Source organism: Sphingopyxis macrogoltabida, from assembly GCF_001307295.1.
Classification (GTDB): domain Bacteria; phylum Pseudomonadota; class Alphaproteobacteria; order Sphingomonadales; family Sphingomonadaceae; genus Sphingopyxis; species Sphingopyxis macrogoltabida_B.
Genome location: NZ_CP012700.1, coordinates 4,508,276 through 4,520,453 on the forward strand (window position 1 = coordinate 4,508,276; position 12,178 = coordinate 4,520,453).

Below are 12,178 nucleotides of genomic sequence, written 5' to 3' on the forward strand. Positions count from 1 at the left end.
TTTGTGAAGATTTGCGGCGCAACCACGATGGAAACGGTCGTCAAATGGGCAGGCTGAGCAACGCTATGCCTATTTTTTGTGCAGCTGGAGCCGCGGAGGCGGACATTTCGTCCCGTCACCCCGGACTTGATCCGGGGTCCATGACACGGCGCCGCCGTGGATCCCGGATCAAGCCCGGGACGAGAGTGGATGGGGCAACGTCCGCTCCCCACCCATGGCGGTCATGGCATCCGGATAGTGCCGCTTGCGGCTATCCGTCGGCCTTCGCGAAGCGGGCCCAGATCGGCAGATGGTCCGACGCGCGCGCCGCGAGCGGGCTGCGGTGAACCCCGGCCTCGATTGCCTCGAGGTCGGGCGAGGCGAAGATACGGTCGAGTTTCGCCACCGGGCGGCGGCTGTGAAAGCTGTGTCCGGTATCGACCAGCCGGTGCCGGGCGCCGAAATCGGCCAGGCAGCCGCCCGACGCGCGCCATTCGTTGCAATCGCCCATCAGGATCGTCGGCAATTCTTCGCCCTCGGCGACATGGTTCAGGATCGCGCGCGCCTGCTGGCGGCGGCGGAGTCCCGAAATGTCGAGGTGCATGCCGACCACCCGCAATCGGGTATCGCCGAGGCGGATCGTCGCGGCGACGGCCCCTCTGGGTTCGAGCGTCGGCAGGTGGAGGGCGTGGCTCTCCTCGACTTCGGCGCCCTTGCGGACGAGCAGCGCATTGCCGTGCCAGCCGATGGCATAGGGGCGACCATCGAGCAGGTCGACCGGGACATAATCGCTATGCTCGGCGAACATGTGCGGCGGGATCGCGCTCGCGCGGGTGCCGAAACGCCGGTCGGCTTCCTGCAGCGCGACGATGTCGGCGTCGAGCTCGCCGAGCACCGACAGCACGCGCCCCGGATCGCGGCGGCGGTCGAGCCCGATGCCCTTGCGCATATTGTAACTGGCGACCTTGATCATGGGGGAGAGGGGCTGCTTTCCTTGGCTTGTCTCTTGATCAGGACGAACGGGCCGCCGATTCGGTTGCGTTCATCGCGCGTCGAACGCGGCGAGCAACGCCTTCGCCTCGTCCAGATCCTCGTCCAGCACCATCAGCCGCACCGGGATGAGCAGCCCGACGCTTTCGGCGATGTTCATCCCCGCGTCGAAACATACGGCGTGCACCCCGGCGCTTTCGAGGCGGCCGCGCAGCAATTCGGCTTCGGCACCGTTCGGCAGGCGGACCAGCTCGACGAGCGGCATCAGGCATCGCCCGTAATGAAGCGATCGGTCGGCCGCGTAGGCAACCCGTCGATGCTGCGGTCGCGTTCCTTGAATTTTTCGACCCACAATACCGGGTCGGCCTGCCGGTGATATTTCTGCAGCGTGTCGCGTTCGTGGCTGAGTTCCATCATCGGCACGCCCCAGCCGCAGCTCGTCTGGACGCTTGTCACATCGATGACGAAGATCTGGCGGGTGCCGGGGAGCAGCGTGAAATGTGCCGCGACCGCCGCCCAATCGGCATCCTGCGGCAACACCGCGCGCCCGCGGCCGTAGATGCGCAGGATCAGCGCGCTGCGGTCGAAGGCGCAGAACATGATCGTGATCCGCCCATCCGCCGCCAGATGCGCGTGCGTCTCGTTCCCCGATCCGCCGAAGTCGAGATAGGCGACCTGCGTTTCGGACAGCGTGCGAAACGTGTCGGCATAGCCTTTCGGCGACAGGTTGATGCGTCCGTCGGCCGCGGCGGTCGCGGTGAAGAAGACCGGCTGCTTCGCGATGAAGGCGATATGCTTGTCGGTCAGCGTCTCGGTGAATTCGGCCATCGTCGGGGCTCCGCAAGGGTTCGCAACGGCTCTATCACCAATTCTTGCCCTCTTCTATCGCGGCTTCCTCGCCGGGGCGCGATGCACGGCCGAGAGCGGCGTTGCGATGCGGGAAACGGCCGAAGCGGTCGATGATATCGAAATGCTGCTGCGCATATTCGAGGAACGAGGGATCGGCGAGCTGCGCCATGAGGCGCAGCGATTCGCGCTGGTCGGCGATATCCTCGCTATGTTCGAAGGGCAGATAGGCGAAGACGCGGCGCTCGTCGGGCCAGTCGCGGTCCCAGCCGCGCTCGACGACGCCGCGCGCGATCGCGACGGCGAGGCTGTCGGTGGCAAAGGCTTCGGCGTCGCCGCGGTGCAGGTTGCGCGGCACCTGATCGAACAGCAGGATCGCCGCGAGCGCGGTCTCGGGATCGGTCAGGAAACTCGCGGCGGGCAGCGAGCGCAGCGCGGCGCGCCAGTCCTGTACCAGCGCGCCGAGGTCGGCATCGAAACCGGGACCGCCACCGAACCAGTCGTCCATGCCGTGCGCGTCGAACCAGAAGGCGAGCAATTGCCGCGCCCAGTCGGCGGGGGGAGCGATATTTTCGTAAGGCAAGGCCGATCCTTCGTATACATCGTCATCCCGGCGAAGGCCGGGATCTCAACCTAACGATTTTTCGCCACGAAGAGATCCCGGCCTCCGCCGGGATGACGGCAGATAGTTTGGAGCGGGCTTCTACTCCGCCTTGGCGCGGCGATAGGGCACGAACTCGCCGAGCGAGACGAAACCGCTGTACATATGGCTCGTCCGGTCGCGCAGTTCGACGGTGTCGATGCTGCACAGCTGGCTGCCGGTCAGCTTGGTCACAAGAATATCGTCGTCGTTCAGCGTCTGCGCGCCGCCCTTCGGGCGGTTGACCCACAGGGTGCTGCCGACGCGATAGACGATCGCGGTCTTGTCGATGATCTGGCTGCTGCTGACCGAGGAAAGCGGGATGCAATCCTGCGGCGCGCCCGCGATGCGGCCGTCGAGCAATTTCTCGAGCTTCGCTTCGGGGGCGAGCTTGTCTTTCGCCGCGGCGACGCCGGGCGCGGCCGCGATGGCAGCCGCGGCAAGGATGGTGAATATGAGCGGACGCATGATACGACTCCTGTACTTCATGACTCAGCTCCCCGCGGTTTTCTTACGCCTCATCGTGTGAACGGCGCCTGACTGAAAAGCCAGCAAGAGGTCGGCTTTGGGGTGGGGAGCGGACGTTGCCCTTACCGTGTACCCCGGCGAAAGCCGGGGCCCAGGGCGTCGGAAAGCAAAGATTGCGCTATGGCGCTCTGGGCCCCGGCTTTCGCCGGGGTACACAGCATTGATGGCAACTATCGGCCGAAACCCGCCATTCCCTCCGCGGAGCTCAGCAGGCGCCGTCGGGAAGCGGGATGCCGAGCGGACCCTTGCATTTCTTCTTCTTGGGCTTTTCGGCGGGCGCGCCGTCATCGCTGCCGCCGCTCGCCGCGCCGCCCATGGCACCCATGCCGCCGAAATCGGCGCCGATCAGCAGCATCGTGTGCGAACGGAAGCGCACCTTCGCGGTCCAGTCGATGTTCCACACCGCATTGCCCGAGGGCTTCGGCGGATAGGAGAAATTGGCCTCGGGCCCGAAGGCGTTGAGATTGCCGACCAGCATGTCACCCGAGGCCTTCTTGACCTCGGCCGGGATCTGGCAGCTCGTCTGGCTCGGCGGCATCACGATCTTCTTGGTGATCAGGTTCGCGACGGTCGCCGGCGGCAACCAGTCCCACAGCCCGCCGCCGAATTCCTTCGTCGCGCTGCTCGTCCACCACACGACGTCGCCACCGCTGCCGGCGCGGTCCATGCCGCCGAAGGCCCAGGCCGCGTAACCCGTGGCGGGCTGGAGCGCGCCCCAGCGGATCATCACCGACCCGTCGGGCTGGATCGCGGTCGACGCCTGCAGGCCGGGCATATAATCCTGCGCGAGGGTGAAATTGATGTCGGAGCCATAATTGCTCGCGATGCGGTGCGCCCCGAGCAGCGACGATCCCGACGAGGGCTGCTTGCCCTTGCCGTTCGGCCAGTGGGTATAGGAACGGCTGTTCGCCGCCGACACTTCGCGGATGATCGGCACCGCGGTCGACATCAGCCCCGGCGGCATCTGGCCCGCGGCGACCTTGGCGAAGTCGATGATCACCGGCTGCCCCGGGCCCGCTTTGGCGCCGCAGCCCCAATAGAGGAGCAGGCGGCCCTTCGGCCGTTCGAAATCGCCGGGCAGGTCGGGCGTCCCGCGTTCGGGCGCGATCAGCGGCAGCGACTTGCCGACCTTGGCCTGCGGCTGAAAGAAATGGTCGCCCTTCGGCGGCGGCGCGGTCGGCGCGTCGTTCGAACCGAGGCGGAGGTCGAGCGTATAGGCGACCTTGCTCGCCGGATCGCCGCCGAACATCATCCCCATCGCACCGCCGATGCCGCCCTTGCCGCCGCCCATCGCGGCGAACCCCGACATCGTCGCGACGTCCATCTCGTAACGTTCCTTGGGTCCGGTCGACTTTTGCGCCGACCCCGGAACGGCGGCGAGCATCGCGGCAATCGCGGCGACGGAAACGAAACGCAGACTCGAACGCATGATAACCCCCCTCTTGCAGGGGCATGGCCCCGCGGATGATGCGACCCGATTCTTCGGTATGTTTGAACGAGCTATAGACGCGGCGCGGGCGAAGGCCAAGTGAGGCGGATCACAGGCCGCTCACCCTGTAGCTCGGCGATCTCTGCCATCCGTCCGCGGACGATGCCCCGGCGGACATAGCGGGCACAGCCCGGATCGGTGTCGATTGCGGCCTGGGTCAGCCGACGGAAGCCGGCGTGCGCGAGGATCAGGCGATGCGCCTCATCGATCGAAACGCCGAAGACCGACCGGACGATCTTGACCAGTTCGAACCAGCTGGCAGGCCGGTCCGACAGGTCGTTCCATGGCCTGCGGCTTCGGTACATATCCTCGATGACATCGAACGCCGGGTCGGCGGCACGCTGGCGATTATAGAAATCGGCAGCAGCGGGCCACTCGCTCATGTCAGGCCGTCCCGCCCACCGTCAGCCCGCTGACCAGCAGCGTCGGCTGGCCGACCCCGGCGGGGACGCTCTGGCCACCCTTGCCGCAGATGCCGATGCCCTCGTCGATCGCCATGTCGTTGCCGATGCCGGTGACCTTGGTCAGCACGCTCGGCCCGTCGCCGATCAGGGTCGCCCCCTTGATCGAGTCGCCCAATTTGCCGTTCTCGATCTTGTACGCCTCGGTGCAGGAAAAGACGAACTTGCCCGACACGATATCGACCTGTCCGCCGCCGAAGCTTTTCGCGAAAATGCCGTTCTTGACGCGGCTCAGCAGTTCGGCGGGATCGTCGCCTCCGCCGCGCATGAAGGTGTTGGTCATCCGCGGCATCGGCGCGTGGGCGAAGCTTTCTCGCCGTCCGTTGCCGGTCGGCTCGACGCCCATCAGCCGCGCGTTGAGGCGGTCCTGCATATAGCCCTTGAGGATGCCGTCCTCGATCAGCACCGTCTCGCCGGTCGGCGTGCCTTCGTCGTCGATGCTGAGCGAGCCGCGGCGGCCGCCGCCGACCGGGCTTTCCATTGCGCCGTCGTCGACGACCGTCACGCCGGGCGCCGCGACACGTTCCCCAATTCTTCCCGAAAAGGCGCTGGTGCCCTTGCGGTTGAAATCGCCCTCGAGCCCGTGGCCGACCGCTTCGTGGAGCAGCACGCCGGGCCAGCCGGGGCCGAGCAGCACGGTGAATTCGCCCGCCGGCGCATCGACCGCGCGAAGGTTGACGAGCGCCTGGCTCAGCGCCTCGTCGATCGCGCGGTTCCACTGCGCTTCCTCGAACAGGTGATCGTACATGTACCGGCCACCGAGGCCGAAATAGCCGCTCTCGCGCCGCCCATTCTCCTCGACGACGATCGAGACGTTGAGCCGGACGAGCGGGCGGATGTCGGTGGCGAGGAAACCGTCGGCGCGGACGATCTCGACCACCGACCAGCTTCCCGCGAGCGCCACCGAGACCTGCACGACGCGCGGATCGCGCGCCCGCGCGGCGGCATCGACCTGCTGGCACAGCTCGACCTTCTTCGCGAAGGGAATAAGGTCGAGCGGGTTCGCCTCGTCATAAAGATGGCGGTTGGTGCGCGGCGGCGGGCCGGCGGGGGCCTGCGTCGCCGGGTCGAGCAAGGCCAGCGTCTCGGCGGCGCGGCGGATCGCCCCGGCACTGACGTCGCTCGCATGCGCAAAGCCCGTCATCTCGCCCGACACCGCGCGCAGACCGAAACCGGCGTCGGTCGAATAATCGGCGGTCTTCAGCCGCCCGTCGTCGAAACCGAAGCTCTCGGTCGCGCGATATTGCAGGTACAGCTCGCCGTCGTCCGCCTTGGCGAGCGCTTCGCGCGCCAGCTTCTGCGCCAGATCGGGGTCGAGCGCGTCGGCGCGGTAGAGAAAGCGGCGGGGGTCGGTCGGGCTTGTCATCACGCCGATATAGGGGCGCGAGCCATCGACGCAAAGGCCCGTTCGCAGCGAGTTGATAGCACGCGCGAGCCGGGGTGTCGGTCTTGGGTTGGAGAGCGGACGTTGCTTCCCGCATTTTCGTCATCCCGGACTTGATCCGGGGTCCACTGCGGCACCAAGTCATGGACCCCGGATCAAGTCCGGGGTGACGAAGAGGGGAATGTCCGCGTTCGGTTGAAAGCAGACGCTAATCTAGAGATAGTTTACGGTCAGCGTGAACGTCCCGCTATAATCGCCGTCGGGCTGGTTCGCTGGAACGGTCAGCGTGCCGCCGATATAATAGGTTTGCACGCCGCTCGGCAGCAGCGTCGAGCCGAGCAGCGCGATGCCGCCGCCGCTGGTGCTCGCGGCGCGGACGAGGCTGGCGGTCATCGTCGGCGCGCCGCCGCCGGCGCGCGCCAGCGTCACCGAGGTGCTGCCCGAAACGGTGATCAGCAGGATGCCGCCGGTGCCCTGAAAGACCGCGCGCTGCGCGTCGTTGCCGACCGGCGACACGCCGCCGCTCGTCGTACGCGCGCCGGTCAGCGCATTGACGGTAACCGTGCCGCCCGTCGCGCCGCTGACCAGCGTCCCGAAATCGAGATCGTCGGTCTTGATCAGCGTGTTCGGGCGGACGATCGCCGCATTGGCCGTGACACTGGTATCGGCCGCGCTGGCCGGCCCGCACAGCGCGGCACCCGCCGCCGCCATGCCGATGGTCAGGGCGCGCGCGGCGCCCCGACAGTTTCTGGTCCCTCGAATCCCCACGATTCTGCTCCTGTCTGGCACAGACCATGCCAGGGCGACCTTCATCGAGGATGCACGGGTGTGGTAAAAACTGCGTTTACCCTCACTCGCACGGATACCAGCGGCCATCGGACGCGCGATAGCTGTCGCTCTTGACGTCATAGGTGCCATAGCGGTCCTCGCAATATTCGCGGCGCTGGCGTTCCTTCTTCTTCTTGTTTTCGCTGCTGGCGATCGCCGCGACGATGCCGCCGACCACAACCGCGCCGACCGCGCCCGCCACGACGCCGTCCTTCTTGGCGTCCTTCCGCTTCTTGCGCTCCCATTCGCGGCGGTCGCGTTCGCGGTCACGGGCGTGGCGATCCTTGCGGTCGTAGCGGTCCTTGTCCCAACGCACGCGCTCACGTTCGCGCTCGCGTTCCTGCTCGCGCTCGCAATTCACCCGGCTTCTGCCGTCGAGACCGCGGCAGGTGCGGACGCTCTCCCAGCTCTGGGCGGCCGCCGGCGCACTCACCGGCACCAACGCCACGATATAGGCCAAGGCTCCGGCGGACAAAGCCAGACGACGACAAAGGAATGCCACGTTTTTCTCCATTCTGATCGGTGCAGGAGAAAGCATTTCTCCTTCCGGCGGTAAGACACCGGCGCATGGAGACACCCCCACCAAAAAAATACGGGGCGTTTGACAGGTTCGCAGGAGTGGCGGCTTTGCCCGTCCCAGCGGCCGACAAACCAAGGCTGGAGACGGCAGATGCCGTCCGATCAGCATGGGGGATGAAGCCGGGCCGGGATTCGCCCGTCGGCGCCTAGCCCTTATCGGCGATCCCGCCGGCGCCTAACCTTTATCGGCGATCCCGCCGATGAGGATGAAGCGCCGGTCGCAATAGCCGCAGTCGGCAAAGCCTTCGTCGGTATCGATCTCGAGCCAGACGCGCGGGTGGCCGAGCGCGGCGTCGGCAAGCCCGTCGCCGGTCCCGTCGCAGGCGATGCGGGTCTTGGGCGTGCGGATCGTTTCGGGGGCGGGGGCGGCGTTGCTCATCGAACGCGCCCATAGCAAGCGGTGCGCCCCCCCGCAATCGGTTGAAAGTCGATTCCGGTGCGCCGGGAACGCCGCGCGCCGCCATGCATTGGGACTCGGGTGGGAGCCCCGGCCCGAAGCAGAGGTGAATCATGGCGGCACGCGCTTATTGGAAAGGACAGATCCGGCTCGCGCTGGTGTCGATCCCGGTCGAAATCTATCCGGCGACCAAATCGGGCGCGGCGATCAGCTTTCGCCAGATCCACGAACCGAGCGGCAAGCCGGTCAAATATGAAAAGATCGTTCCCGGCATTGGGCCGATCGACACCGACGACATCGTCAAGGGTTACGAGATGTCGAAGGGCAATTATGTCCTGCTCGAAGAGGACGAGATCGAGGCGGTGAAGCTCGAAAGCAAGCGCACGCTCGAACTCGTTCAGTTTGTCGGCACCGACGAGATCGACGTCCTCTATTATACCAAGCCCTATTATGTCGTCCCCGCCGACGAGCTCGCCGAAGAGGCCTATATCGTGCTGCGCGAGGCGCTCAAACGCACGAAGAAGGTCGGGCTTGGCCAGCTGTCGCTGCGCGGGCAGGAGCAGCTCGTCGCGCTCCGGCCGTGCGGGCGCGGGCTGGTGCTCGAAGTGCTGCGCTACGCCGACGAGGTGAACAAGGCGGCGAATTATTTCCGCGACGTCGGCAGCGGCAAGCCCGACGCCGACCTGCTCGATCTCGCCGAAACGCTGATCGGCAAGAAAAGCGGCAAGTTCGACGCGTCGGACTATCATAATCATTATGTCGACGCGCTGAAGCGCGTGATCGCCAAGAAGGCGAAGGCCAAGGGCAGGAAGATCCTCGAGGATGTCGAGGAGCCTGCCGCAATCGATCGCGGCTCGAACGTCATCGACCTGATGGCGGCGCTGAAGGCGTCGGTCGACGGCAAGAAAAAGCCGCCCGCCGCCGCCGAAAAGAAGGCACCGGCGAAGAAAGCCGCGGCGAAGAAGGCACCCGCGCGAAAGGCGCCGGAACGCAAGCGCGCGTGACATGGCGCGCGCCGATCCCCTTGCCCGATATAATGCCAAGCGCGACTTCAAGCTGACCCCCGAACCGGCAGGGAAGGTCGAAAAGGGAGCCGGCAACCGCTTCATCGTCCAGAAGCATGACGCGACGCGGCTCCACTATGATTTCCGCCTCGAAATCGACGGTGTGCTCAAAAGCTGGGCGGTCACCAAAGGCCCGAGCGCCGATCCGGCCGACAAGCGCCTCGCGGTGCGCACCGAAGACCATCCGATGAGCTATGCCGATTTCGAAGGCGTGATCCCCAAGGGCGAATATGGCGGCGGCACGGTGATGCTGTGGGATCGCGGCACCTGGGCGCCCATCGCGGGCAAGAGCGCCAAGGATATCGAAAAGGGTCATCTCCATTTCACCCTCGACGGCGAACGGATGAAGGGCGAATGGCTGCTCGTCCGCATGAAGCCGCGCCCGGGCGAGAAGCGCGAGAACTGGCTGCTGCGCAAGGTCGACGATGCTTTTGCCGGGGGTGCCGACGACCTGGTGGGGCGTCAGCTCACCAGCGTCCTCACCGACCGGACGATGGCCGACATTGCCGCCGACAAGGGCGGCGAGCAGTCGCTGCAGGGCGCGAAGGGCGCGGCTTTCGCGAAGAAGATGGCCGCCGCCACGGCACATAACAAACAGGTCGCCAAACCCGTCGCCAAACCGAAGGCACGCGGCAAGCCGCCGAAATTCCGCCCGCTCCAGCTCGCGACGCTCGTTGACGCGGTGCCCGGCGGCAACGGCTGGTTCCACGAGATCAAATATGACGGCTATCGCGCCGAAATCGCTGCGGCAGGCTCCGACGTCCGAGTCTTCACGCGCAACGGCCTCGACTGGACCGACAAGTTCGCCCCGCTCGTCCGCCACATCGCGGCGCTCGATCTGCCGCCGTGCCTGATCGATGGAGAGATCGTCGCTTATGGCAAGGACGGCAATCCCGACTTCTCGGCCTTGCAGGCGGTGCTGAAACGCGGTCACGGCGAACAGGGTGAGGATAATGACCTTAGTTTTTTTGCCTTCGACCTGCTCGAAGAAAGCGGCAAATCGCTTGCCAAACTCGGCAATCTCGAACGCAAGGAACGGCTCGAAGCGCTACTCCGCCACGCGCAGCCCCCGATCGCGGTCGCCGATCATGTCATCGGCGCCGGCGAGACGCTCTATGCCGCGATGTGCGGCGCCGGGCAGGAGGGCATCATCTCGAAGCGCGCCGACGCCGCTTATTCGGGCCGCCGCTCGAAAAACTGGGTGAAGGTCAAATGTACCCGCCGTCAGGAGTTCATCCTCGTCGGCTGGAACCCGTCATCGGCCAAGGGCCGCGCCTTTGCCTCGCTCCTCCTCGCCCAGCGCGAGAAAGGCAAGCTCGTCTACAAGGGCAATGTCGGCACCGGTTTCGACGCCGCGACGATGGCCGACCTCGCGAAGAAATTTGCGGCGCGCGAACGCAAGACGGCGCCGCTCGACGTCGATGCGACGGTCGCGCGCAAGGTCCATTGGCTGAAGCCCGATCTGGTCGCCGAAATCGCCTTTGCCGAATTCACGGCGGGCGGCTCGGTGCGCCATGCCAGTTTTCTCGGCCTGCGCCGCGACAAGGAGGCGAAAGAGGTGACCCCCGAAAAGCAGCAGCCGGCGCCCGAACCGGCGAGCGACGTGACGATCAGCAGCCGCGACCGCGTGATCTTTCCCGAGGCCAAGGCGACCAAGGGCGATCTCGCGGACTATTACGCCGCGATCGCACCGGTGATGCTGCCGCACATGGCGCGCCGCCCGATCAGCCTCGTCCGCTGCCCGCAGGGGCGCGCGAAAAAATGCTTCTTCCAGAAACACGACAGCGGTTCGTTCGGCGACCATGTCCACCACATCCCGATCCGCGAGAAGGACGGCGGGCACGAGGATTATCTTTATGTCGACGACGCCGACGGCATTCTTGCCTGCGTCCAGATGGGGACGATCGAGTTCCACGGCTGGGGCAGCCATGTCGACGCGCTCGAAAAGCCCGACCGCATGGTTTTCGACCTCGACCCCGACGAAGGGCTCGCGTTCGCCGATGTGAAAAAGGCGGCCGCCGACATCCGCCGCCAGCTCGCCGATATCGGCCTCGTCAGCTTCGCGATGCTCTCGGGCGGCAAGGGGGTGCATGTCGTCGTGCCGCTCGATCCGGGGCATGACTGGGACGCGCACAAGGATTTCTCGAAACGCTTTGCCGAAGCGCTGAGCCTCGCCGAGCCCGACCGCTATGTCGCGACGATGAGCAAGGCGAAGCGCAAGGGCAAGATCTTCATCGATTACCTCCGCAACCAGCGCGGCAGCACCGCGATCATGCCTTACTCGGCCCGCGCCCGCGAGGGCGCGCCGGTCGCGGTGCCGGTCGGCTGGGATGCGCTCGCCGATATCGAAAGCGCCGGGGCGTGGACGATCAAGGATGCCGCCGCACTGCTCGAACGCGCGGGCAGCGCCGAACTCAAGGGCTGGGGGTTTGCGAGCCAGAAACTGCCGGCGCTGTAGCAGGCTGCGCGAGGAAGGACGGCATTGGGGTGGTGAGCTGTCGTTACCCCTAATCTGTACCCCGGCGAAAGCCGGGGCCCAGGGCGATAGAAAGCCGACGTTTGCGCGATCGTGATCTGGGCCCCGGCTTTCGCCGGGGATCACGATGGTTAGGTCCGCTACCGGCCGTTACCGGTCGATCCCCAATTCCCGCCGCTCCGCCTCGTCGAACACCCGCCCGCGGGTCAGGAACCGCTGTTCGCGGCCGTTGTCGAGGCTGAACATTCCGCCGCGGCCGGGCACGACGTCGAGGATGAGCTGGGTATGCGCCCACGCATCGCCCTGCGCGCGGCCGATATAGACGGGCGCGCCGCCGACATCGCCAAGATGGATATCGCCCGCGCCGAGGCGGAAATCGCCGGCCGGGTAGCACATCGGCGACGACCCGTCGCAGCAGCCGCCCGACTGGTGGAACAATATGTCGCCATATTCGGCCTGAAGCTCGGCGATCAGGGCAAGGGCCGGATCGGTGGCGACAACGCGGGCGGTCATGCGG

General features: G+C 66.2%; 14 protein-coding genes. 2 read left to right on the top strand and 12 right to left on the bottom strand.

All coding sequences use genetic code 11. The annotated features are described in order from the left end of the window. Positions 1–250 precede the first annotated feature (250 nt). The 11 genes from AN936_RS20995 to AN936_RS21045 all read right to left on the bottom strand — a co-directional run bounded on the left by AN936_RS20995 (position 251) and on the right by AN936_RS21045 (position 8,103). Positions 251–952, bottom strand: a complete 702-nt coding sequence (locus AN936_RS20995) for an endonuclease/exonuclease/phosphatase family protein (RefSeq protein ID WP_054589777.1) — start codon at positions 950–952, stop codon at positions 251–253. A gap of 69 nt (positions 953–1,021) precedes the next feature. Continuing rightward, on the bottom strand, positions 1,022–1,234 hold the full coding sequence (locus tag AN936_RS21000) for a DUF2007 domain-containing protein (RefSeq protein ID WP_054589778.1): 213 nt from the start codon (positions 1,232–1,234) through the stop codon (positions 1,022–1,024). Continuing rightward, a complete protein-coding gene (locus AN936_RS21005; protein WP_054589779.1) occupies positions 1,234–1,797 on the bottom strand; it encodes a pyridoxamine 5'-phosphate oxidase family protein in 564 nt (187 codons plus the stop codon). Before AN936_RS21005 ends, AN936_RS21000 begins: the two co-directional genes overlap by 1 nt. Positions 1,798–1,831: 34 nt before the next feature. Then, the gene (locus AN936_RS21010) at positions 1,832–2,398 is read right to left on the bottom strand and encodes a DUF924 family protein (RefSeq protein ID WP_054589780.1); all 567 of its coding nucleotides are present in this window, start codon (positions 2,396–2,398) and stop codon (positions 1,832–1,834) included. Between the two features lie 120 nt (positions 2,399–2,518). Continuing rightward, complete coding sequence (locus tag AN936_RS21015; RefSeq protein ID WP_054589781.1) at positions 2,519–2,923, bottom strand: hypothetical protein; 405 nt, start codon at positions 2,921–2,923, stop codon at positions 2,519–2,521. 265 nt (positions 2,924–3,188) lie between these two features. After that, on the bottom strand, positions 3,189–4,412 hold the full coding sequence (locus tag AN936_RS21020) for a hypothetical protein (protein ID WP_054589782.1): 1,224 nt from the start codon (positions 4,410–4,412) through the stop codon (positions 3,189–3,191). Positions 4,413–4,483: 71 nt separating this feature from the next. Beyond that, positions 4,484–4,855, bottom strand: coding sequence for a hypothetical protein (locus AN936_RS21025; protein WP_054589783.1), 372 nt, complete (start codon positions 4,853–4,855; stop codon positions 4,484–4,486). A gap of 1 nt (position 4,856) precedes the next feature. Further along, positions 4,857–6,299 carry a metalloprotease TldD gene (tldD, locus tag AN936_RS21030; protein ID WP_054589784.1) on the bottom strand — a complete coding sequence of 481 codons (1,443 nt, stop codon included), beginning with the start codon at positions 6,297–6,299 and terminating at the stop codon, positions 4,857–4,859. Positions 6,300–6,530: 231 nt separating this feature from the next. Further along, complete coding sequence (locus AN936_RS21035) at positions 6,531–7,085, bottom strand: DUF4402 domain-containing protein (protein WP_158500123.1); 555 nt, start codon at positions 7,083–7,085, stop codon at positions 6,531–6,533. Positions 7,086–7,167: 82 nt separating this feature from the next. Then, positions 7,168–7,647, bottom strand: coding sequence for a hypothetical protein (locus AN936_RS21040; protein WP_201782947.1), 480 nt, complete (start codon positions 7,645–7,647; stop codon positions 7,168–7,170). 252 nt (positions 7,648–7,899) lie between these two features. Next, a complete protein-coding gene (locus AN936_RS21045; protein ID WP_054589786.1) occupies positions 7,900–8,103 on the bottom strand; it encodes a zinc-finger domain-containing protein in 204 nt (67 codons plus the stop codon). A gap of 131 nt (positions 8,104–8,234) precedes the next feature. On the opposite strand from AN936_RS21045, the gene AN936_RS21050 reads away from it, so the two are divergent. Beyond that, positions 8,235–9,125, top strand: coding sequence for a Ku protein (locus AN936_RS21050; RefSeq protein ID WP_054589787.1), 891 nt, complete (start codon positions 8,235–8,237; stop codon positions 9,123–9,125). Position 9,126: 1 nt separating this feature from the next. Next, positions 9,127–11,643, top strand: a complete 2,517-nt coding sequence (gene ligD / locus AN936_RS21055; RefSeq protein WP_054589788.1) for a DNA ligase D — start codon at positions 9,127–9,129, stop codon at positions 11,641–11,643. Positions 11,644–11,811: 168 nt separating this feature from the next. Here ligD and AN936_RS21060 read toward each other — a convergent pair whose 3' ends face one another. Then, positions 11,812–12,174, bottom strand: a complete 363-nt coding sequence (locus AN936_RS21060) for a DUF779 domain-containing protein (protein ID WP_054589789.1) — start codon at positions 12,172–12,174, stop codon at positions 11,812–11,814. Positions 12,175–12,178 lie beyond the last annotated feature (4 nt).